The organism is Mesorhizobium waimense, from assembly GCF_003601975.1.
Taxonomy (GTDB): Bacteria; Pseudomonadota; Alphaproteobacteria; order Rhizobiales; family Rhizobiaceae; genus Mesorhizobium; species Mesorhizobium waimense.
Genome location: NZ_QZWZ01000001.1, coordinates 484,128 through 507,026, shown reverse-complemented (window position 1 = coordinate 507,026; position 22,899 = coordinate 484,128). Strand labels below are relative to the sequence as shown.

Genomic DNA, 22,899 nt, shown 5'->3' with positions numbered 1-22,899 from the left:
TGACGACAAGAAGTCGTCTGGCCGGGCGGGGTATTTGCGTGAGGCCGATCGAAACACGATACGCGCGTAGCCGCGAGGTGCGGATCGCCTATCAGGTGGTCGGCCAGGGATCGTTCGATCTCGTGTTCGTACCGGGCTTCATCTCCAATCTCGACCTGCATTGGGAAGACGAAGGCTACAGCCGGCTTTTGAAGCGGCTTTCGGCCTTCTCGCGGCTGATCCTGTTCGACAAGCGCGGCACCGGTCTTTCCGACCGGGTCGACGCGAACCATCTGCCCAGTCTCGAAGCCCGCATGGACGATGTGCGTGCGGTGATGGACGCCGCCGGCAGCGGCCGCGCCGCCCTGCTCGTGCCTCGGAAGGCGCACCGATGGCGATGCTGTTTGCCGCCAGCTATCCGGAGCGGACGCGGGCGCTGGCGCTCTATGGCGGCTATGCGAATTTCCACAGATGGGTGATGCCGCCGGAACGCCTCGAAGCCTTTATCGAGACGGCGGAAACAGCATGGGGCACCGGCGCCACCTTGCCCAACTTCGCGCCGGGCCGGGTCGATGACGCGCATTTTACCCAGTGGTGGGCGCGCTTTGAGCGGCTGTCGGCGAGCCCGACGGCGGCGGCAGCACTTGCCCGGATGAATGCCGGGATCGACGTGCGCGCCATCCTCCCAGCGACATCGTCGAGTAGTCGCCGAAGGCGACGGATGAGGGGTGTTCCAGGGAACACCAACGCCTCATTCCGTCCCATACCCATCAACGGTCCCGGCGCCGCGCGCCGATACCCTTCTCCCCTGCGGGAGAAGGAAAGGGTACGCTTGAATCACCCCTTCGCCGCTTCTTCGATCTTGGCGATGTCGATCTTGCTCATCTGCATCATCGCTGACATCACCCGGCCGGCCTTGGCCCGGTCCGGATCCAGAAGCAGGCGCGGCAGTTGCTCCGGCACGACTTGCCATGAGATGCCGAACCTGTCCTTCAGCCAGCTGCATTGCGACGGTTCGCCGCCGCCTTCGATGAGCCTGTCCCAGAAATAGTCGACCTCTTCCTGCGTCTTGCAGTCGATCAACTGCGACATGGCCTCGTTGAACTTGAATTGCGGTCCGCCATTGAGCGCCTGGAACTGCACGCCGTCGAGCTCGAACGAGGTCACCAGCACCTTGCCTTCATCTGCATGACCCTTTGGCCAGCGCATCACGCTCAACACCTTCGAGTTCTTGAAGATGGAGACGTAGAAATTCATCGCCTCTTCGGCCTGGCCGTCGAACCACAGGCAGGTGGTGATCTTTTGCATGTCGTGCTCCTCGGGTTGCTTCGTTTGCTATTGCGGTAAACGGCTGACTTTGAGAATGGTGCCATTCCTGCCGTCTGCCCAAGGACGGCCGTGCCGAACGCGATCCGACAAGTGGCGTGAAATTTTTTTGGAAAATCTGTTTTTTCGGGAAGATCTGGCGCCGTGCAAAATTGTGGCCAGACCAAACTATGGCGTCTATAACGCCTGCGGTCCGAATTCAGCGCCGCCACGCTCCGCATAGAGCGCAGCCAGCCAGCTAAGGAATACTCATGCCTGCCTATCGTTCCCGAACCACCACCCATGGCCGCAACATGGCCGGCGCCCGCGGCTTGTGGCGCGCCACCGGCATGAAGGACTCGGACTTTGGCAAGCCGATCATCGCCGTGGTCAATTCCTTCACCCAGTTCGTGCCGGGCCATGTCCATCTCAAGGACCTCGGCCAGCTGGTCGCGCGCGAGATCGAGAAGGCCGGCGGCGTCGCCAAGGAATTCAACACCATCGCCGTCGACGACGGCATCGCCATGGGCCATGACGGCATGCTCTATTCGCTGCCATCGCGCGAGCTGATCGCCGACTCGGTCGAATACATGGTCAACGCGCACTGCGCCGACGCCATGGTCTGCATCTCCAATTGCGACAAGATCACGCCCGGCATGCTTATGGCCAGCTTACGCCTCAACATCCCGACCGTGTTCGTTTCCGGCGGCCCGATGGAGGCCGGCAAGGTGGTACTTGCCGGCAAGACGCAGGCGCTCGACCTGGTCGACGCCATGGTCGCGGCCGCCGACGACAAGATCTCGGACGAGGACGTCAAGATCATCGAGCGCTCGGCCTGCCCGACCTGCGGTTCGTGCTCCGGTATGTTCACCGCCAATTCGATGAACTGCCTGACCGAAGCGCTCGGCCTCTCGCTGCCGGGCAACGGCTCGACGCTGGCCACCCATGCCGATCGCAAGCGCCTGTTCGTCGAAGCCGGCCATCTCGTCGTCGACCTGGCACAGCGCTATTACGAGCAGGACGACGAAACGGCGCTGCCGCGCAGCATCGCCTCAAAGGGCGCCTTCGAGAACGCCATGACGCTCGACATCGCCATGGGCGGTTCGACCAACACCGTGCTGCACATCCTCGCCGCCGCGCATGAGGGCGAAGTCGACTTCACCATGGAGGACATCGATCGGCTGTCGCGGCGGGTACCTGTGCTGTGCAAGGTGGCGCCGGCAAAATCCGACGTCCACATGGAAGACGTCCATCGCGCCGGCGGCATCATGGCCATCCTCGGCCAGCTCGACCAGGCCGGGCTGATCAACCGCGACCTGCCGACGGTGCACACGGCGAGCCTCGGCGAGGCGCTCGACCATTGGGACATTTCCCGCACGACCAGCCAGAACGTCCGAGATTTCTTCCTGGCCGCACCCGGCGGCGTGCCGACGCAGGTCGCCTTCAGCCAGGACCGCCGCTGGGACGAGCTCGATCTCGACCGCGAGAAAGGCGTCATTCGCTCGGCGGACACGCCCTTTTCGAAGGACGGCGGCCTTGCCGTGCTGAAGGGCAATCTGGCGCTTGACGGCTGCATCGTGAAGACCGCCGGCGTCGATGAGTCGATCCTGAAATTCACCGGCCCGGCCCGCGTGTTCGAAAGCCAGGACGCTTCGGTCAAGGCGATCCTATCCAACGAGATCAAGGCCGGCGATGTCGTCGTCATCCGCTATGAGGGACCGCGCGGCGGCCCCGGCATGCAGGAAATGCTCTACCCGACCAGCTATCTGAAGTCGAAGGGCCTCGGCAAAGCCTGCGCGCTGATCACCGACGGCCGCTTCTCCGGCGGCACGTCGGGCCTGTCGATCGGCCACGTCTCACCGGAAGCGGCGGAAGGCGGGCTAATCGGCCTAGTCCGGGAGGGTGACACGATCGAGATCGACATCCCCAACCGCACTATCCGCCTGGCCGTCAGCGAGGCCGAACTCGACACTCGCCGTGCGGCTATGGAGGCGAAGGGCGCGACGGCCTGGAAGCCTGAGGAAAAGCGCAAGCGCAAGGTCACGACCGCTCTGCGCGCGTATGCCTCGATGGCAACCAGCGCGGCCAAGGGCGCGGTGCGGTTCGTGCCGGAATAAGGTTCGCTTTCCCTTCTACCCATGTGGGAGAAGGTGGCCGAGCGAAGCTCGGTTGGATGAGGGGTGTTCCAGCTTGGCACGACGGCACTCCATCCAGCACCCCTCAACCATCTCGGCGCTGCGCGCCGATCCACCTTCTCCCACAGGGGGAGAAGGAAGAGCCGCGCCACCGCCTCATGGCATCAGCTGATATTCATAAAGCTTCTGGTAGAGCCCGCCCTGCTTGAGCAAAATCTTGTGCGGGCCGCTTTCCACGACCTTGCCTTTCTCCAGCACCACGATCGTATCGGCCTGGTGCACGGTCGACAGGCGGTGGGCGATGACGATGGTCGTGCGCCCGACCGTCAACTGCTGCAGCGCGTCGCGGAACAGGGCCTCGGATTCGGCGTCGAGCGCGCTGGTTGCTTCGTCGAGCAGCAGGATTTCGGCATTGCGCAGCATGGCGCGGGCGATCGAGATGCGCTGGCGCTGGCCGCCTGAAAGTAGGGCGCCGTTTTCGCCCACATCCGTCTCGTAGCCTTTCGGCATGGTGCTGATGAATTCATGCGCGTTGCCCGCCTTGGCGGCGGCGACCACCTCCTCGTCGGTCGCGTCCTGACGCCCAAGCCGGATGTTGTGCATGACGGTGCCGGCAAACAGGAACGTATCCTGGCTGACATAGGCGATCTTTTCCCTGACCGAAGCCAGCGTTGCGTAGGAGATGTCCTGGCCGTCGAACAGCACCTTGCCGCTTTGCGGGTCGTACATGCGCATGATCAGGTTCAGTATGGTCGACTTGCCGCTGCCCGAAGGCCCGACCAGCGCCGTCATCTTGCCGGGCGCCAAGGTGAGGTCGAATCCTTCGAATACCGGCGGGCTTTCCGGATAGGCGAAGGACACACCATCGAAGCGGATTTCGCCCGGCCCCGGCTGCAGTGGCTTGGCGTCCGGCTTTTCGGCCAAGGTCAGCGGCCGGTCGGCCAGCTGGAACATCATGCGCACGCCGACGATGCCGGTCTCCAGCGATATGCGCACGCGTGCCAGCCGTTTGGCCGGTTCATAGGCAAGCAGCAGCGCCCCGATAAAGGCCATGATGTTGCCCGGCATCTGACCACCCTGCAGGACCAGGAAGCCGCTGACAAAGACGGCGCCGGATATCGCCAGCCCGGCAAGCGTTTCCATCACCGGGCTGGTGGCAGCCTCCAGCGTTGCGATGTTGTTGGCGCGGTTCTCGACGTCCGATACCGCCTTGTACATGCGCTTGCGCATCGCGCCTTCGAGATTGAAGGATTTGACGACACGCACACCAATTGCCGTTTCCTGCATCACATGCACGATCTGGCCGAGCGAGCGGAACTCCATCGCGGCAATCTTGCGGACGCGCTTCAGGATGCGGTTGACGCCGAATATGGCGACCGGCCCGATGACGAAGCAGATCAGGGACAGTGCCGGCTGCTGCCAAACCATCACTGCCACCAGCGCGATCAGCGTCACCAGATCCCGCACATAGGACGTGACAACGAGGTCAAGAACGCTGCGTGCGGCCTGTGCATTGTTGGTCATGCGGGTGATCAGGTCGGACGACGAGGTCGAATGGTAGAATTCGATGCCTTGCGCGAGGATCCGGTCATAGATCTTGCGCTGCCGGTCGGCGATGATGGCGTTTCCGACGCGGCTCATGAAATAGGCCTGGACGAAATTGGCGACGCCCTTGAAGATGAAGATTGCGGCGACCGCGGCTGCAATCAGGTTGACGCGGTCCAGTCGCTTGTAGATGACGAATTCGTTCGTGATCTCACGCAGGATCCAGGCGCTGGCGCCTGTCATGGCAGCCACCACCAGCATCGACAGTATGGCGGCGCCATATCCAAACTTGTGCTCTCGGAAGGATTCCTGGACCAGCCTCACGATGAGGCGCTGGTTCTCCGTCGAGCGGAAGAAGCGAAACAAACGGCTGATCCCATGCCTGGTTGACGCGAATTCGGATTCGCCACGGGGGCGAGAGGCGGCTTATAGAGCGAGTTGCCGCCGGATGGAACCTTTCGCCACTGCGAAAGGAAATGGCTGCGGCAGGGTGGCTTTTGCGCCACGATGGGATGCTGGTTCTTCAAGGGGATGACGACGGATGGATTTCGACCTCATCGTGCGCGGCGGCACACTACCCGACGGCAGGATTGCCGACATCGGCATCACCGGTGAGACGATCGCAGCGATCGAGCCCGAACTGACCGCCGCCGCGGGCACGGTGATCGATGCGTATAGCAACCTGGTCGCGCCGCCTTTCGTCGATCCGCATTTCCACATGGACGCCACGCTCTCCTACGGCATCCCGCGCATCAATGCGTCGGGCACGCTGCTGGAAGGCATATCGCTATGGGGCGAATTGAAGCCGCTTTTAACGCACGAGGCGGTGCGCGAGCGCGCGCTCGCCTATTGCGACTGGGCCGTGTCGATGGGCCTGCTTGCCATCCGCACCCATGTCGATGTCTGCGACGACCGGCTGCTCGCGGTCGAAGCCCTGCTCGACGTCAGGAAGGCTGTGGCGCCCTATATCGACCTGCAGCTGGTCGCCTTCCCGCAGGACGGGCTCTATCGTTCGCCGACGGCGCTTGAGAACACAATCCGCGCGCTCGACATGGGCGTCGATATCGTCGGCGGCATCCCGCATTTCGAACGCACCATGGCCGACGGCACGCGTTCGGTGACGGAGCTCTGCGAAATCGCCGCCAGGCGCGGGCTGATGGTCGACCTGCATTGCGACGAGACCGACGATCCGCTGTCGCGCCATATCGAGCAGCTTGCCTATGAGACGCAGCGACTCGGCCTGCAAGGCAGGGTGGCCGGTTCGCACCTCACCTCCATGCACTCGATGGACAACTACTACGTCTCGAAGCTGTTGCCGCTGATCGCAGAGGCCGGCGTGTCGGCCATCCCCAATCCGCTGATCAACATCATGCTGCAGGGCCGCCACGACAATTTTCCCAAGCGCCGCGGCCTGACGCGCGTCAAGGAAATGCTCGCCATGGGCATCCGCGTCGGCTGGGGCCAGGATTGCGTGCTCGATCCGTGGTATTCGCTGGGCACTGCCGACATGCTCGACGTCGCCTTCATGGGGCTGCACGTCGCCCAGATGTCGAGCCCCGCCGACATGGCGCGATGCTTCGACATGGTCACCAACGTCAACGCCGCCATCATGGGCCTCAATCATCTCGGCCTTGCCGTCGGCAAGCGCGCCAGTCTCGTCGTGCTAGACGCCGGCAATCCGGTCGAGGCTATTCGCTTGCGCCCTGAACGTCTCTGCGTCATCGCCAAGGGCAAGGTGGTGGCCGAGCGGACGAAGCAGGAGACACGGCTGTCGATCGCCGGCCGGCCGGCACAGGTGAACCGTCGGCACAACACGGCCGGCTCCCTGTCATAGGCGAGCCGAGCCTTTCAGGCCCAACAGGCCAGCCTCTCTGCATCAAGCCTCTTCGCTTCGCCTGGCCATAATTAAGTCTACAATAAGCCTCCACTTTGGTTCGAGGAGGATCACGATGTGGCAAGTGACTGTTATGGCGGTTGCGCTGGCGGCCCTCTGCGCGGGCTGCATGTCGGCGGAGGACCGCCGCGCCGCCGACGAGGCGAAATGCCGGTCCTACGGCTTCACCAAGAAGAACGATGCCTTCGCCGAATGCCTGCAGCGCATCGACCTTGATCGGCGCGCGGAACTCAGAAGCGCTTCGGCTTTCGATCCCTGGGACAGGGCGATCCTCTATCGCCCGATCATCATTCGGCCGCAGCCTAAATAGCGGACCGTGCCGACGCGGCCTGCCGAAAGCGCGCGGAAGGCATAGAACCAGCCGATTTCCGTCGCTGGTCTTATCGACTCCCTCGAATTCCGCTCGTCAAATCGGCTGCTGGCGTCTACGGAGCCGGCATGGCTCCCTCCCTTGCCCGCAATTTTACGATCAGGAACGTGCTTTTGGCCGGCATCTTGCTGATGCTGGCCGGCGATTTCCTGTTTGCGCTGAACGACGCAATGGGCAAGTGGCTGGTCGCCAGCTTCTCCGTCGGCCAGGTCGTCCTGATCCGTTCGGTCGGTGCCTTTTTTGTGCTCGGCCCGATGATCGCCAACCAGGGTGCCGGCAAGCTGTTCCGCATGGAGCGGCTGGAACTACAGATCCTGCGCGTGGTGATGACGACGCTCGACACCGCACTGTTCTACGCCGCCGTCGTCTATCTGCCGCTCGCCGACGTGATGAGCTTCTACATGGCGGGGCCGATCTATGTCGCGGCGCTGTCGCACTTTCTGCTCGGCGAAAAGGTCGGCTGGCGCCGGTGGGCGGCGATCCTGGTCGGCTTCTGCGGCGTGCTGATCATGCTGAAGCCGTCTTCGGCGGCATTCTCGCTGTCCTCCATATTCGCGCTCGTCGGCAGCATCTCCTTCGCCTTCGCCATCATCCTCAACCGGCGCCTGCGCGGCACTAGCGACACCACTTTGGTCACCTGGCAGACCATCGGCACGCTGGTTGTCGGCGGCGTGCTGACAATCGGCGCGTGGCAGACGCCGTCGGTGCTCGATTTCGGCGCCATGCTGCTGCTCGGCATCGTCTCCTGCGGCGCCCATCTGATGATCACCAGGGCGTTGAAGCTGGCGCCGGCCTCGACGCTGGCACCGCTGCACTACACGCTGCTCCTGTGGGCGGTTGTCTTCGGCCTGGTCTTCTTCGGCGACGTGCCCGGTCCGCGCATCCTGATCGGCTCGGCCATAGTCGTGTTCGCCGGCCTGTTCATCTTCCACCGCCAGAAAGTGGTCGACACCGTGGTGCCGCCCGAGAACGTGCCAAAGGGCGTCAACTAAGTTCGGATTCCTGGCACTTAACCTTGCCGCACAGCCGCCAGGTGCCTTGAAAACTCCGCCGTCTCCATCAGCGCCTTGCAGCGGGCGAAGCGGCCGTCGGCATAGGCGCGGAAATCGTCGACCGGATTGTTGTTGGCAAGCTGGAGCAGTCCCCACAGCGTCCACAACAGATCGCACATCGCCTTGTAGATGACGACGCGGCCGCGCTCGACTGGTTTCGGCTCGCCGCCGAAATAGGCGCGCATCAGTTCTTCATCCTGCGCCGTATCGAACTTGCCTTCGACCGAGAGGTCGCCAAGGTCCCAGAGCGGGTCGTTCATGCCCGAATATTCCCAGTCGACGATCCACATCCGCTCGCCGGTGTCGAGAAAGTTCTCGCACAAAGGATCGCAGTGGCAGGCGGCAAGCGGCAGCGGATGGGCGGCAAGTGCTGTACGTACGGTTTCGGCCTCGCGCACGACATCGTGGTAGCCAGGCGGCAAGACCACGTCCTTGGTCGACAGCACCTTCAGATAATCGTCGATCATCGCAAACAGCTCGAAGCGGAAGGGAAACATTGCACCGGAATTGTGCAGCTTGCGGAAGACTTCGCCCGCGCGCGCCGGACTGCCCGGGCGCAGTTTGAACTTTTCCGGCGACATCGTCTCGGCGTCGGCGACGAACCGGCTCACCATCATGCCCGTGCCGGCGTCGACATGCAGCACCTCGGGGCTGACGCCGGCTTTCGCCGCCTCGCGCGCCGCCACGGCTTCATTGGCGCGGTTAATATACTCCTCGGTGCCTTTGCCGGGGATGCGCAGGCAGAAATCACCGGCCCTGTAGACGAGATTGGTGAGGCCACCGAGCCTTTCCAGCGGTCCGTCATAGCCGGCCAGTACTGGAATGGTGGTCAGTGCCGCGCGCGCTATCTCATCCGCCATTGCCTCGATCCCCCTTCACGCCTTTATTATCGCGGCGACGGTTCCACAGTTTTCGCCATTTGGCTATCATCCCCGTGACAGGCAAAGAGTCGGGCGAGCGGCAATGGCACACAGCAAGCAGAACACTGCGCTCGGCGCGGCCTATGCGGCGAAGCGACCCGAGGAGGTGGCGGCGCTCTACGACAGCTGGTCCGACACCTACGATGCCGACATGTCGACCGCCGGCTACCGCCATCCGACGATCTGCCTCGCCTTGCTCGCCCGCCATCTGCCGCGCGGTGCCTTTCCGCTTCTCGATGCCGGCGCCGGCACCGGGCTCAGCGGCGAATGGCTTGCCATCACCGGCTACCCGCAAGTCGAGGCGCTCGACATTTCCGAGGGCATGCTGGCCAAGGCGGCCGCCAAGGGTATCTATTCTACGCTTCACTGCCTGGCACTCGGCGGGCCGCTGCCTTTCGCAGACAATGCCTATGCCGGGATCGTTTCGGCCGGCGTCTTCACCTCGGGTCATGTCGGTGCCGAAGGACTGGACGAGCTGATCCGCATCTGCCGGCCGGGCGGCGTCATCGTGCTGACGGTCAAGAACACGCTGTGGGAGGGTGGTTTCTCCGACCGCATCGCCGAATTGGAGGCGCAAGGCGTCGTCACGCGCGACGAGGAGACGGCGCCCTATGTCTCGATGCCGGGCGAGGCCGACACCGTGCCCAGCCGCGGCCTCGTGCTGCGCGTCACCTGATCGAGGCTGGCGAAGGCCTAAGCCCTGATCTTTTCCCCCGCCGGATCGTACAGCGGCTCGAGATGGATTTTTGCCGGCGTGCGCTCCATCGCCACCACCAGCTCGTAGTCGCCCGAGGCGAGGAAGTCGTCGCTTATGCCGTCGGCGTTGCGCACATAGCCGAAGCCGACATTCTTGCCGACCGTATAGCCATAGCCGCCGCTGGTCAGATAGCCGACAGGCGCGCCGTTGCGCAGGATCGTCTCGCGGCCGACCAGCACGATCTCCGGATCGTCGACCGTGAAGCCGGCAAAGCGTTTCTTCGGCGCGTCGCCATTGACCTTCTCAAGTGCCCGCCGGCCGACGAAATCGGTGTTTTTCCTCAGCTTCACCGCCCAGCCAAGGCCGGCCTCCTGCGGCATGTCGTTGGGCGTGATGTCTGAGCCCCAGGCGCGATAACCCTTCTCCAGCCTGAGCGATTCAAGTGCGCGGTAGCCGACCGGGCGAATGTCGTGTGTCTTGCCCGCCGCCATCAGCGCATCGAAGATCTCGCCGGTTGCCGCGATCGGCACATGCAATTCCCAGCCGAGTTCGCCGACATAGGTGACGCGCAGCGCCCGAATTGCATGGCCGGCAATGGCGAACTCGCGCACATGGCCGAACGGGAAGGCGCTGTTCGAAACATCCGCGTCGGTCACCGCGGAGAGCACGGCGCGGGCGCGCGGCCCCATCAGCGACAACGTGCCGAACTCCTCGGTGACGTCGCTGAAGGTGACGTCGAGATCCTTGCCGACATGGTCGCCGATCCACGCGAAATCATGCGTGCGGAAACCGGTGCCGGTGACGATGTAGAATTTTTCTTCGCCGAGCCTGGCGACGGTCAAATCGGCCTCGATGCCGCCGCGTGTGTTGAGAAGCTGCGTGTAGGTCAGCCGGCCGACCGGCTTGGCAACGTCGTTGGCGCAGATCCAGTCGAGCGCCTTCTGCGCATCCGCGCCGGTCATCTCGTATTTGGCGAAGGACGACTGGTCGAAGATGCCGACCTTTTCGCGTACATGCTTGTGCTCGTCGCCAACCGCCGAAAACCAGTTCTGCCGGCCCATCGAATAGATGTCTTCGGGCGCGGTGCCCTCGGGCGCGAACCAGTTCGGCCGTTCCCAGCCGAGTTTCGAGCCGAACACCGCGCGATACGTCTTCAGCCGCTCATAGAGCGGCGAAACGATGCGCGGTCGTCCCGAGAGGTATTCCTCATACGGGAAGCCGATCGTGTAGTGCTTGCCATAGGCTTCCAGCGTGCGGTCGCAGACCCATTGCCGGTCACGGTGCAGGCCGGAAAACCGCCTGATGTCGACCACCCAAAGATCTAGCGGCGCTTCGCCATCGACCACCCATTGCGCCAGCACCCAGCCGGCGCCGCCGCCGGAGGCGATGCCGAACGCGTTGAAGCCGGCGCCGACGAACATGTTGGCGCATTCAGGCGCTGTGCCGAGGATGAAATTGCCGTCCGGGGTAAAGCTTTCCGGACCGTTGATCATCTGCTTGACGCCGACGGTCTCCAGTGCCGGAACCCGTGCGATCGCCTGGCTCATATGCTGTTCGAAATGGTCGTAGTCGTCGTCGAACAGGCGGAATTCCCAGTCGTTCGGAACGTCGCCCCCGGGGAGATCAGTCGTCCAGGCCTGCGGGTTCGGCTCATAGCCGCCCATCACCAGCCCGCCGACCTCTTCCTTGAAATAGGTGCGGCGATCGGGATCGCGGATGGTCGGCGCGTCGGTCGCCAGGCCCGCGATCTTCTCGGTGATTATGTACTGGTGCTTGACCGGCTGCAGCGGCACGTTGATGCCGGCCATGGCGCCTACCTGCCTTGCCCATTGCCCGGCGCAGTTCACCACCTTGTCGCAGGCGATGTCGCCCTTGCTGGTTTTCACCGCGATGATGCGGCCGTCCTTCATCTCGAAGCCGGTGACGCGGACATCCTCGAACAGTTTCGCGCCATGCATGCGAGCGCCCTTGGCCAGCGACTGCGTGATGTCGGACGGGCTTGCCTGGCCGTCGGTCGGCAGCCAGGAGGCGCCGACGAGATCGCCGGTATCAAGCAGCGGCCACATTGCCTTGACCTCGGTCGGCGTCAGCAACTGCATGTCCATGCCGAAGCTTTTGGCCGTCGTCGCCAGCCGCTTGTATTCGGTCCAGCGGTCGGCATTGGTGGCCAGCCTGAGGCATCCGGTCATCTTCCAGCCGGTGGCAAGCCCCGTCTCGGCTTCCAGCCCCTTGTAGAGCTCGACCGAATATTTGAGCACGCGCGTGATCGAAGCCGACGAGCGCAGCTGCCCGACCAGACCGGCAGCGTGCCATGTCGAGCCCGAGGTTAGCTTGCCCTGTTCCAGCAGCACGACATCGGCCTTGTGGTCGCGCGCCAGATGATAGGCCGTCGAACAGCCGATGATGCCGCCGCCGATGACGACGATCCCGGCATGGCTGGGCAAGGTCATGTCAGTATCCCGTATTTTGTCCGGTAGTTTTCCAGCGCCGCTTCCAGCCGCGTCAGGTTTTCCTCGGTATAGGCGACGTAGTCGATGCCCGGCGCGTCGAGGTAGAGTTCGGAGACCATGCTCCACATCGCCTCACGCAGCAGCGAGGCGCACTGCATGGCCGCATGCGAGCGGCGGATCGCCTCGTCCGGCTCCTTCATGAAATAGGCGGTGAGCAGAGCGAAGGATTCTTCGTCGCTCAAGCCGGCATTCGAGGCAGCACCGGCAAGGTCGAACATCGCCGTGTTGAAGCCGGCATATTCGAAGTCGATCAGCCACAGCCTGTTGCCGTCGTCTAAAATATTGGCCGGCAAAAGATCGTTGTGGCCGAAGACGATCGGCAGCAGCTTCTGCGCCCGCTCGAGCTCGTCCGCCAGCGTCAGGAGATAGGGCAGGTCGCCGCGCTTGCGGCTGCCGCCTTCCTCCAGCGTGCGTGCATAGTCGCGGATGACATGGAACACCCAGAACATGAAACCGGCCCCGGAGATGTGGTTGGGCATCTCCCGATGAAAGCCCCGCATCAGGGCGGCGACGCGGCCGATGTTGGCGCGCACGTCCTCGGCCGTATAGGTCCTGGCGCCGAGATATTCCGTCACCATGATGCCCGGCTCGGCATAGCGGACCGCCGGCGCGAAGCCGGCCGCATGGGCCGCCCGCGATGTCATCACTTCGCGCTCGCGAAAGACGTGGTGGAAAGGATAGTCCTGGCCGAGGCGCACCACATGCCGCCCGGCCGCGTCCTTGACCACATAGTTGGCGTTGCTGAGGCCGCCCGGCAGCGGCGCAATTTCGATACTGCCGGTCCAGCAAGGCAGGGCTCGGATGCGGTCTTCGGCAATCACGGGATCATCCCTGGTTCGGCTGAACTTCGACAAAGCGCCGCGCATAGCGCAACGCTGGCGGGGAGAAACGCAAAAACCTCGTCGGTGCGGGACGCCGGATCATTATCCCGCACCGCACCGACGAGCCCCTTTGGCCAGGTATTTGAACCCCCGGCATCCGCCCCCGCGGATCTGAAAATTCCTTGCACCAACCACGTTCCAGACGCTCTGGCCGGTGCGTTTGCGCGCGGCTCTGCCCTCAACCTCCAGTGGCAGTTCCGAGCCTGTCACGTCTTGATCTCACGCCAGTGCTAACCGGCTGTCAACAAAAAGCTGTGACTTTTTTTGGGTGTTTTGCCCGAAAAGATAAGCAATTCCTTTAAAAACGTTTGAATTGCCTTAGAATCGGTCAATCGCGCAAGGCCCAGGAAAATCACATGGTCCACTCGAAACGGCATGGCGAGATCCTGCGCCTCCTGCAGGAGGAAGGCACCGTCACCATCGCCAGCCTGGCCGATCGGTTGGGGGTTTCTCTGGAAACCGTGCGCCGCGACGTCAAGCCGCTCACCGGCGACGGTTCGGTCCTCAAGATGCATGGCGCCATCGGCCTGCCGTCACTGGTCGGCGAGGCGCCATTCGAGCGGCGCATGCGCGACAACGCCGACGCCAAGCGCCTCATCGCCCGCATGGTCGCCGCCACCATCCGCGACGGCGAATCGATCATGCTCGACACCGGCACGACGACGTCGTTCCTCGCCCGCGAGTTGCTCGGTCACCGGCGGCTGACGGTCGTCACCAATTCGTCCGACATCGCCCGCACTTTGGCCACCGTCAATGGCAACAAGGTCTACATGGCCGGCGGCGAACTGCGCAGCGATTCCGGTGCGGCCTTCGGCGCTTCAGCCATCGAATTCGTCAGCCGCTTTTCCGTCAGCCACGCGGTGATCTCTATCGGCGCGGTCGATGCTGTCGCGGGTATCATGGACTATGACCTGGATGAAGCCGAGTTCGCCCGCATGGTGTTGTCGCGCGGTCAGCGTTCCCTCGTCATCACCGACCACTCGAAGTTCGGCCGCCAGGGGCTGGTCCAGGTCTGCGGCTTCGACGGCTTTTCCGAACTCGCCACCGACCACCCGCCGCCGCGCGACATCGCCGCCGCCCTTGCCGAGTCCGGCGCGCGGCTGAGCATCGCTGGTGGCGAAGCCGGGTTCTGATCCCACCCCAGGATAAGCGACCTGGCTTAGCCACTTCCCAGCGCGGCCTTCGCCGTGTTTAGTCCGGCCATGGCCTTCACGATCAGACAATTGCAGTTCTTCGTCGCCGTCGCCGAGCAAGGTACCGTGTCGGGTGCTGCCCAGAACCTGTCGATCTCGCAATCCTCGGTTACCGAGGCGGTCAAGGAGCTTGAGCGCGATCTCGGCGTCGAGCTGTTCGAGCGCCATCCGCGCGGCCTCAACATCACCCACAAGGGCCACCAGTTCCTGCGCCACGCGACCAAGATCCTGGCCGATGTGTCTGATGCCCGCCGAGCTTTCTTCGGCGACCAAATGGTTGCCGGTGGCCGGCTGCAGCTCGGCGTCACCTCGCTGGTCGCCGGCTATGTGCTCTCCGACCTGCTCGCCCGCTACCGTCGCGCCTATCCGGGCGTCGAAGTGTCGGCCATCGAGGACAATGGCGACTATCTCGAGCACCTCCTGATTGGCGGTAAGCTCGACATCGCCGTGATGGTCACCTCGAACCTGCGCGACCGCACCGCCTTGCAGTCGGAAATCCTCGAGGTCTCGGCCTACAGGCTATGGGTGCCGCTCAGCCACAAGCTGGCCAGCGCCGACATCATCGGCATCAGCGACATCGCCGGCGAACCGCTGATCATGCTGACCGTCGACGAGATCGAGGAAAACACCGGCAAGCTTTTGGCGGCGATCGGCGCCAAGCCGCATGTCGCCTTCCGCACCCGCTCGGTCGAAGCGGTGCGCAGCCTGGTCGCCACAGGTGCCGGCGTGGCGCTGCTGCCCGACCTCGTCTACCGGCCATGGTCGCTGGAAGGCGACCGCATCGAATCGCGCGATATTTCTGGCACTCTGCCGGTGGTCCAGGTCGGCATGGTCTGGCGCCGCGGCTCCAGCCTGCCGCAGGCGGCGCGCGACTTTATCGGCCTTGCCCAGTCGCAGCGCACGGTCCGCCAGCGGCCGTGACAGGGCCAGTCCTCTATCTATCGGTAAAACCGATATCGCCTTTCTGATAAATGAATTTGCGAAACCGGAAATTTCGCAGCACCTTTCATTTCAGGGACCAAAGCCGCCGCGGGAGTGCGGCCCCTAAAATGGGAGATCGATGATGAATTCATTCCTGAAGTCATGCACTGCTTTGACGGTCGCGCTGACCTTCTCCGGCCAGGCCATCGCCCAGGTCAAGGAGCTCGGCAAGGGCGAGGGCGAGGTCAATATCGTCGCTTGGCCCGGCTACATCGAGCGTGGCGAAACCGACAAGGGCTATGACTGGGTGACGTCCTTCGAGAAGGACACTGGCTGCAAGGTCAACGTCAAGACCGCCAACACGTCGGACGAAATGGTCTCGCTGATGAACGAGGGCGGCTTCGATCTCGTCACCGCCTCGGGCGATGCCTCGCTGCGGCTCGTCGCCGGCAAGCGCGTGCAGCCGATCAACACCGATCTCGTCCCGAGCTGGAAGACGGTCGACGACCGCCTGAAGGACGCGCCCTGGTTTACGGTCGACAAGGTGCATTACGGCGTTCCCTACCAGTGGGGTCCGAATGTGCTGATGTACAACACCGAAGTGTTCAAGGAAGCGCCCAAGAGCTGGAAAATCGTCTTCGAGGCGATGGACCTGCCCGACGGCAAGCCGAACAAGGGCCGCGTCCAGGCCTATGATGGTCCTATCCACATCGCCGACGCCGCCAATTACCTAATGTTCCACAAGCCGGAACTCGGCATCAAGGATCCTTACGAGCTGACCGAGGACCAGTACAAGGCAGCGCTCGACCTGCTGCGCGTCCAGCGCACGCTGGTTGGCCGCTACTGGCATGACGCCGCCATCCAGGTCGACGATTTCCAGAACGAGGGCGTTGTCGCCTCGGGCTCGTGGCCCTACCAGGTCAACACGCTGGTCGCTGCCAAGAAGCCGGTCGCTTCGACCATTCCCGAGGAAGGCGTCACCGGCTGGGCCGACACCACCATGATGGAGGCCGACGCCGCCCATCCGAACTGCGCCTATATGTGGCTCGAGCATTCCCTGTCGCCGAAAGTGCAGGGCGATGTCTCGGCCTGGTTCGGTTCGCTGCCCGTGGTGCCTGCCGCCTGCAAGGGCAATGAACTGCTTGGCGAAGAGGGCTGCAAGACCAACGGCTACGACAATTTCGACAAGATCAAGTTCTGGAAGACGCCGGTGTCGAAATGCGCCAGCGAAAACAACCAGTGCGTGCCTTATTACCGCTGGGTGTCGGACTATATCGGCGTCATCGGCGGCCGGTGATTTCGCCCATTGCCCTCCCCCTGGTGGGGAGGGTCAACGCGTAACGTTGGGGTGGGGTCCGCGAGGTGGGGGGATTCTCGGCAGGTCTTGCCGGATCACCCCCACCCGGGACTTCGCGCGACCTCCCTGGCTCCGCCCGCAATGCGATATCGACAAATCAACCGGCAACAGACTGACAGCCCATGACCTCCGCCGTCTCCTTCCAAAAGGTCTCCCGCCATTTCGGCAGTGTGCGCGCCGTCGACGCGGTCGATCTCGACATTGTGCCGGGCGAATTCTTCGCCATGCTCGGTCCATCGGGGTCCGGCAAGACCACCTGCCTGCGTCTGATCGCCGGTTTCGAGCAGCCGACCGCTGGCTCGATCTCGATCTTCGGCGAGCGCGCCGAGGGCGTTCCGCCCTATCGCCGCAACGTCAACACCGTCTTCCAGGACTATGCGCTGTTCCCGCATTTGAACGTGCTCGACAACGTCGCCTATGGGCTGATGGTCAAGGGCGTCGGCAAGCCGGAGCGGCAGAAGGCGGCCGAAGAGGCGCTGTCGCTGGTGCGGCTGCCGGGCTATGGCGCCCGCCGCCCCGGTCAGCTTTCCGGCGGCCAGCGCCAGCGTGTCGCGCTGGCGCGAGCCCTGGTCAACCAGCCCAAGGTGCTGCTACTCGACGAGCCGCTCGGCGCGCTCGATCTCAAGCTGCGCGAGAACATGCAGGAAGAGCTGAAGTCGCTGCAGAAGGCGCTCGGCATCACCTTCGTCTTCGTCACCCACGACCAGGGCGAGGCGCTGTCGATGGCCGATCGCGTCGCCGTCTTCAACGACGGCAGGATCATGCAAATCGGCACGCCCGAGGATATCTACCAGCGGCCGAAGACGCGTTTCGTCGCCGATTTCGTAGGCTCCTCCAACGTGCTGCCGCCGGATTTCGTCCAACGCTATTCCGGTCAGCAGCGCTGGGGCAGCCTGCGTCCCGAATCCATCCGTGTCGGCCGCGGGGCCAAGGGCGACGGCGTCGCCGCCCGTCTCGTCTCGACCAACTATCTCGGCGCCACGACAAGGCTGGCGCTCGATGCCGATGGGCTGAGGCTGCATGCCATCGTGCCGGCAGGCACAGCCGTGCCGGAGGAAGGTGAAGCGGTCGTGCTCACCTTCAACCGCGAGCACCTGCATCTGATGGACGAGCCGGCATGAGCCTCGACGCTGCCATGCCGCGCGCCACCGCCCCCGCCATCCTGCCGGGAAGCGGCGGCTTGCGCGGCGCGCTCTCCGACCTGTTCTGGCGACGGCCGCAACTTCTGCTGCTGCTCATGCTGCTGCCGCCGGTTCTGTGGCTGGGCATCGTCTATATCGGCTCGCTGTTTGCTCTGCTCCTGCAAAGCTTCTTCTCGATCGACGAGTTCTCCGGCCTGATCAACCGCGAGTTCACGCTGAAGACCTATGGCGACCTATTCCAGGCCGCCAATCTCGACATCATCCTGCGCACGGTGACGATGGCGGCCCTCGTCACGCTTGCCTCGGCGATCATCGCCTTCCCCATCGCCTATTACGCGGCGCGCTATGCACGCGGACGCTGGAAGGCTCTGTTCTATCTCGGCGTCATGCTGCCGCTGTGGTCGAGCTATCTGGTCAAGATCTATGCCTGGAAGCTGATCCTCGCCAAGGAAGGCATCCTCACCTGGCTGCTCGCAAAGCTGCACCTTTTGTGGCTGCTCGATGGCTGGCTGTCGCTACCAGTCGTCGGCGGCAATTCGCTGTCGGTCTCCTTCACCGGCACCTTCATCGTCTTCGTCTATGTCTGGTTGCCGTTCATGATCCTCCCCGTTCAGGCCGCACTCGAGCGCGTGCCCGGCAATCTGGTCGAGGCCTCGTCCGATCTCGGCGCTTCACCCGGCCAGACGTTCCGCAACGTGCTGTTCCCGCTGGCGCTGCCCGGCATCGTCGCCGGTTCGATCTTCACCTTCTCGCTGACATTAGGCGACTACATCATCCCGCAGATCATCGGCACGTCGCGCCTGTTCATCGGCCAGGCCGTCTATTCGCAGCAGGGCACCGCCGGCAACATCCCGCTCGCCGCCGCCTTCACCGTGGTGCCTATCGTCATCATGGGCTTCTACCTCTGGGGCGCCAAGCGCATGGGGGCTTTCGATGCGCTCTGACCGCGGCCAGTCGGCCCCTCTCGGACTGAAGATCGCCGCCGCCTGCGGCCTGCTCTTCCTGCATCTGCCGATCCTGCTGATCTTCGTCTATGCGTTCACCACCGAAGAGAAAAGCTTCGTCTGGCCGCCGCCGGGGCTGACCGCGCAATGGTTCGCCGTCACCTGGAACCGTCCGGATGTCTGGGAAGCGCTGTCGCTGTCGGTCCGCGTCGCGGCCATCTCGACGGCCATCGCGCTGGTGCTGGGCACGCTATGCGCCGCCGCTGTCTCGCAGACGCGCTTCTTCGGCCGCGAAACCATCTCGCTGCTGGTCATCCTGCCGATCGCCCTGCCCGGCATCATCACCGGCATTGCGCTGCGCTCCGCCTTTGCGCTCGCAGACATCCCGTTCTCGTTCTGGACGATCGTGCTCGGCCACGCCACCTTCTGCGTGGTCGTCGTCTACAACAATGCGGTCGCCCGCTTCCGCCGCACTTCCGCTTCGATGATCGAGGCCTCGATGGACCTCGGCGCCGATGGCTTCCAGACCTTCAGGCATGTCGTGCTGCCCAACATCGCCACGGCGCTGCTTGCCGGCGGCATGCTGGCCTTCGCGCTGTCGTTCGATGAGGTCATCGTCACCACCTTCACCGCCGGCCAGCAGCAGACCGTGCCGATCTGGATGCTGGAGGAACTGATCCGTCCGCGCCAGCGCCCGGTCACCAATGTCGTGGCCATGGTCGTGGTGCTGGTGACGCTGCTGCCCATCCTGCTTGCCTACTACCTGACCCGCGACGGCGACCAGATCGCCGGTTCGGGCAAATAACCCAAAAGAATAAGGGAGAGACTTCCATGGACACCCAGATGCTGATCGGCTCGATCTTCGACAAGGGCACCGAGACCGAGGAGCCGATCCTCAATCCGAAGACCGGGGCGACCATTCTCAACCTGCCCGAGGCCAGCCCGGCGCAGATCGAGGCTGCTGTCACTGCCGCCGAACAAGCGTTCGTCTTGTGGTCGCGCACCACGCCGGCGCAGCGCTCCGGCTATCTCTTGAAGATCGCCGATCGGATCGAGGCCGAGGCACAAGAATTTGCCGCGCTCGAGGCACTGAACTGCGGCAAGCCGATCAATGCCGTGCTCAATGACGAGATTCCGGCGATCGTCGACTGCTACCGATTCTTTGCCGGCGCTGTCCGCTCGATGCCAGGTGTGGTTGCCGGCGAATATTTGCCCGGCCACACCTCGATGGTCCGCCGCGACCCGATAGGCATCGTCGCCTCGATCGCACCGTGGAACTATCCGCTGATGATGATGGCGTGGAAGCTGGCCCCGGCGATCGGTGGCGGCAACACCGTCGTCTTCAAGCCGTCCGAACAGACGCCGCTGACGGCGCTGAAGCTGGCCAAGATCCTCGCCGATGTCCTGCCCGAAGGCGTCGTCAATGTCGTGCTTGGCCGTGGCGACAGCGTCGGCAACACGCTGATCAACCATGCCAAGGTCAATATGATCTCGATCACCGGTGACGTCGCCACCGGCAAGAAGGTGCTGCAGGCAGCCGCCAAGTCGGTCAAGCGCACGCATCTCGAACTCGGCGGCAAGGCGCCGGTCATCGTCTTCGACGACGCCGACCTCGGCGCCGTGGTCAACGGCCTGCGCGCCTTCGGCTACTACAATGCCGGCCAGGACTGCACGGCTGCCTGCCGCATCTATGCCGGCAAGAAGATCTACGACAAGCTCGTCGCCGATCTCTCCTCGGCAGTCTCGACCATCAAATACAACCGCCCCGACGACACTGAGAACGAGATCGGGCCGCTGATCTCGCGCCGCCAGCGCGACCGCGTGTCGAGCTTCGTCGAGCGCGCCTCGGAGCTAAAGCACATCGAGATCACCACCGGAGGCAAGCCGGGCGAGGGCTCGGGTTTCTTCTACCAGCCGACGGTCGTTGCCGGCGCGCTGCAGGAAGACGAGATCGTGCGCCGCGAAGTGTTCGGCCCGGTCGTCTCGGTGACCCGCTTCTCGGAGGTCGATGAAGCCGTGAGCTGGGCCAATGACAGCGACTACGGTCTGGCGTCATCAGTGTGGACAAAGGACGTCTCGCGCGCCATGGCGACCGCCGCGCGCCTGCAATATGGCTGCACCTGGATCAACACCCACTTCATGCTGACCAACGAAATGCCGCATGGCGGAGTGAAGCAGTCCGGCTACGGCAAGGACATGTCGCTCTACGCGCTTGAGGACTACACCGCCGTGCGGCATGTGATGGTGGCGCACGGGTGAGGAGTGATCCGCATAGCGGACGAAAGGCCAACGATTTGGCTTTTTCGAACGACGAACGCCCGGAGCCATAGCCGAGGGCCGGGAGCCCGTCGCAGCATCTTCCCCTTCTCCCCTGTACGGTGAGAACGGAAGGCCGCAGCTTACGCCGCCTTGTCGCGGACCTGATAATCCTTCACCGCGGCGAAGCGTATGGCCTTCCAGCGCTCGGCCTCGTAGTTGAGCGAGAAGGCGTGCTGGGCCAAAAACACGGGGTCGTTGTCGAGATCACGGGCGATGTCGCCGCGATGCGCTTCGATGAAGCGCTGGACCTCGGCCTTGTCGTCGGCCGATATCCAGCGGCAGACGGAAAAGCGCGACATTTCGAAGTCGACGGGCAGCGTGTATTCGAAGTTCAGCCGCTCCTTCAGCACGTCGAGCTGCAGTGCGCCGACGACGCCGACGATGGCCGGTGAGCCGTCCTCCGGCGAGAACAGCTGCACGACGCCCTCCTCGGCCATCTGGTGCAGCGCTTCCTTGAGCTTTTTGGCCTTCATCGCGTCGCCGAGACGGACGCGGCGCAGGATTTCCGGAGCAAAATTCGGCACGCCGCGAAACAGGATCTCCTCGCCCTCGGTCAGCGTGTCACCGATGCGCAGCGTGCCGTGGTTGGGAATGCCGACGACATCGCCGGCAAAAGCCTCGTCGGCAGTGACACGAGTGCGGGCGAAGAAGAATTGCGGCGCCGACAGGGACATCGGCTTGCCGGTGCGCACCAGCCTGGCCTTCATGCCGCGCTCCAGCTTGCCCGAGCAGACGCGGACGAAGGCGATGCGGTCGCGGTGGTTGGGGTCCATGTTGGCCTGGATCTTGAAGACGAAGGAGGTCATCTTGTCCTCGGTCGCCTCGACCTTGCGGCTGTCGGCCTCCTGCGCGCGCGGCGGCGGCCCGAAGGCGCCGAGCGCCTCGATCAGGTCGCGCACACCGTAGTTGCGCAGCGCCGAGCCGAAATAGACCGGCGTCAGATGGCCCTCGCGGAAAGCGTCGATGTCGAGCGGGCGGCAGGCTTCGCGCGCCAGCTCCAATTCCTCGATGAAGGCTTCGCGCTCGTTCTCCGGCAAGAGGCCGGCGACGCGGTTGGAATCGGGACCATTGACCGGCGTGCGTTCCTTTTCGGCGTCGCCCTTGCGCACGGCATTCAGCGCCAGATGATAGGTGCCGGCAAAGGTTTTTCCCCGCCCGATCGGCCAGGTGATGGGAGCGGTGTCCAGCGCCAGCTTCTGCTCGATCTCATCGAGGATCTCGAACGGATCGCGGCTTTCGCGGTCCATCTTGTTGACGAAGGTGATGATCGGGATGTCGCGCAGCCGGCAGACCTCGAACAGTTTCAGCGTGCGCGGCTCGATGCCCTTGGCGGCGTCGATGACCATGACGGCGCTATCGACCGCCGACAGGGTGCGGTAGGTGTCGTCGGCGAAGTCCTCGTGGCCGGGCGTGTCGAGAAGGTTGAAGACATTGTCCTCATATTCGAAGGTCATCACCGAGGTGACGACCGAAATGCCGCGTTCGCGCTCGATCTTCATCCAGTCGGACCGGGTCTGGATGCGGTCCTTCTTGGCCTTGACCTCGCCGGCGAGCTGAATGGCGCCGCCAAACAGCAGCAGCTTTTCGGTGAGCGTGGTCTTGCCGGCGTCGGGGTGGGCGATGATCGCGAAAGTGCGGCGGCGCGATACCGCCTGTTCGATGTCTTCAGCCAATTTATGGAATCCTGTCTGTGGCGCGGGCTTCTAGCAGCGCTTTCCCGGCCTGTCGACGGTTT

The 22,899-nt window shown here is 63.7% G+C and carries 19 protein-coding genes; 13 read left to right on the top strand and 6 right to left on the bottom strand.

Annotated elements, in window-relative coordinates; genetic code table 11:
* Positions 1-38: 38 nt before the first annotated feature.
* Positions 39-458 (top strand): alpha/beta fold hydrolase, encoded by a 420-nt coding sequence (locus tag D3227_RS02390; RefSeq protein WP_245451620.1) that lies wholly within the window; start codon positions 39-41, stop codon positions 456-458.
* A 358-nt stretch (positions 459-816) separates the two neighbouring features.
* Here the strand turns inward: D3227_RS02390 and D3227_RS02385 are convergent, their stop codons facing one another.
* On the bottom strand, positions 817-1,287 hold the full coding sequence (locus tag D3227_RS02385) for a VOC family protein (RefSeq protein WP_120012065.1): 471 nt from the start codon (positions 1,285-1,287) through the stop codon (positions 817-819).
* A gap of 269 nt (positions 1,288-1,556) precedes the next feature.
* Here D3227_RS02385 and ilvD point away from each other — a divergent pair, with 269 nt between their 5' ends.
* Positions 1,557-3,401 (top strand): dihydroxy-acid dehydratase, encoded by a 1,845-nt coding sequence (gene ilvD / locus D3227_RS02380; RefSeq protein ID WP_120012063.1) that lies wholly within the window; start codon positions 1,557-1,559, stop codon positions 3,399-3,401.
* 174 nt (positions 3,402-3,575) lie between these two features.
* Here ilvD and D3227_RS02375 read toward each other — a convergent pair whose 3' ends face one another.
* Entirely contained in the window at positions 3,576-5,330 is a 1,755-nt protein-coding gene (locus D3227_RS02375) for an ABC transporter ATP-binding protein (protein WP_120012061.1), read from the bottom strand.
* Positions 5,331-5,505: 175 nt separating this feature from the next.
* Between D3227_RS02375 and D3227_RS02370 the strand changes: the two genes are divergently transcribed.
* The 3 genes from D3227_RS02370 (at position 5,506) to D3227_RS02360 (ending at position 8,220) form a co-directional block, all read left to right on the top strand.
* Positions 5,506-6,798, top strand: a complete 1,293-nt coding sequence (locus tag D3227_RS02370) for an amidohydrolase family protein (protein WP_120012059.1) — start codon at positions 5,506-5,508, stop codon at positions 6,796-6,798.
* 115 nt (positions 6,799-6,913) lie between these two features.
* A complete protein-coding gene (locus tag D3227_RS02365; RefSeq protein ID WP_120012057.1) occupies positions 6,914-7,168 on the top strand; it encodes a hypothetical protein in 255 nt (84 codons plus the stop codon).
* 128 nt (positions 7,169-7,296) lie between these two features.
* The gene (locus D3227_RS02360; protein WP_120012055.1) at positions 7,297-8,220 is read left to right on the top strand and encodes a DMT family transporter; all 924 of its coding nucleotides are present in this window, start codon (positions 7,297-7,299) and stop codon (positions 8,218-8,220) included.
* Between the two features lie 17 nt (positions 8,221-8,237).
* Here the strand turns inward: D3227_RS02360 and D3227_RS02355 are convergent, their stop codons facing one another.
* Positions 8,238-9,140 carry a phosphotransferase family protein gene (locus D3227_RS02355; protein WP_120012053.1) on the bottom strand — a complete coding sequence of 301 codons (903 nt, stop codon included), beginning with the start codon at positions 9,138-9,140 and terminating at the stop codon, positions 8,238-8,240.
* A 103-nt stretch (positions 9,141-9,243) separates the two neighbouring features.
* Here D3227_RS02355 and D3227_RS02350 point away from each other — a divergent pair, with 103 nt between their 5' ends.
* On the top strand, positions 9,244-9,876 hold the full coding sequence (locus tag D3227_RS02350) for a class I SAM-dependent DNA methyltransferase (protein WP_120012051.1): 633 nt from the start codon (positions 9,244-9,246) through the stop codon (positions 9,874-9,876).
* Positions 9,877-9,893: 17 nt separating this feature from the next.
* On the opposite strand, the gene D3227_RS02345 is transcribed toward D3227_RS02350, so the two are convergent.
* On the bottom strand, positions 9,894-12,347 hold the full coding sequence (locus D3227_RS02345) for a GcvT family protein (RefSeq protein ID WP_120012049.1): 2,454 nt from the start codon (positions 12,345-12,347) through the stop codon (positions 9,894-9,896).
* Positions 12,344-13,228 carry a phosphotransferase family protein gene (locus tag D3227_RS02340; RefSeq protein WP_120012237.1) on the bottom strand — a complete coding sequence of 295 codons (885 nt, stop codon included), beginning with the start codon at positions 13,226-13,228 and terminating at the stop codon, positions 12,344-12,346. The genes D3227_RS02345 and D3227_RS02340 overlap by 4 nt, the downstream gene beginning before the upstream one ends.
* A gap of 416 nt (positions 13,229-13,644) precedes the next feature.
* Between D3227_RS02340 and D3227_RS02335 the strand changes: the two genes are divergently transcribed.
* From D3227_RS02335 to D3227_RS02305, 7 genes are all read left to right on the top strand, one after another.
* Entirely contained in the window at positions 13,645-14,421 is a 777-nt protein-coding gene (locus D3227_RS02335) for a DeoR/GlpR family DNA-binding transcription regulator (RefSeq protein WP_120012047.1), read from the top strand.
* Positions 14,422-14,490: 69 nt separating this feature from the next.
* Positions 14,491-15,402, top strand: a complete 912-nt coding sequence (locus tag D3227_RS02330) for a LysR family transcriptional regulator (RefSeq protein WP_120012046.1) — start codon at positions 14,491-14,493, stop codon at positions 15,400-15,402.
* Between the two features lie 142 nt (positions 15,403-15,544).
* Entirely contained in the window at positions 15,545-16,699 is a 1,155-nt protein-coding gene (locus D3227_RS02325; RefSeq protein ID WP_120012045.1) for an ABC transporter substrate-binding protein, read from the top strand.
* A gap of 182 nt (positions 16,700-16,881) precedes the next feature.
* Positions 16,882-17,880, top strand: coding sequence for an ABC transporter ATP-binding protein (locus D3227_RS02320; protein WP_120012044.1), 999 nt, complete (start codon positions 16,882-16,884; stop codon positions 17,878-17,880).
* Complete coding sequence (locus D3227_RS02315; protein WP_120012043.1) at positions 17,877-18,845, top strand: ABC transporter permease; 969 nt, start codon at positions 17,877-17,879, stop codon at positions 18,843-18,845. The genes D3227_RS02320 and D3227_RS02315 overlap by 4 nt, the downstream gene beginning before the upstream one ends.
* Entirely contained in the window at positions 18,835-19,650 is an 816-nt protein-coding gene (locus D3227_RS02310; protein WP_120012042.1) for an ABC transporter permease, read from the top strand. The genes D3227_RS02315 and D3227_RS02310 overlap by 11 nt, the downstream gene beginning before the upstream one ends.
* Before the next feature lie 26 nt (positions 19,651-19,676).
* Positions 19,677-21,104 carry a gamma-aminobutyraldehyde dehydrogenase gene (locus D3227_RS02305; RefSeq protein WP_120012041.1) on the top strand — a complete coding sequence of 476 codons (1,428 nt, stop codon included), beginning with the start codon at positions 19,677-19,679 and terminating at the stop codon, positions 21,102-21,104.
* Between the two features lie 140 nt (positions 21,105-21,244).
* Here D3227_RS02305 and D3227_RS02300 read toward each other — a convergent pair whose 3' ends face one another.
* Entirely contained in the window at positions 21,245-22,837 is a 1,593-nt protein-coding gene (locus tag D3227_RS02300; RefSeq protein ID WP_006206862.1) for a peptide chain release factor 3, read from the bottom strand.
* Positions 22,838-22,899: the final 62 nt, after the last annotated feature.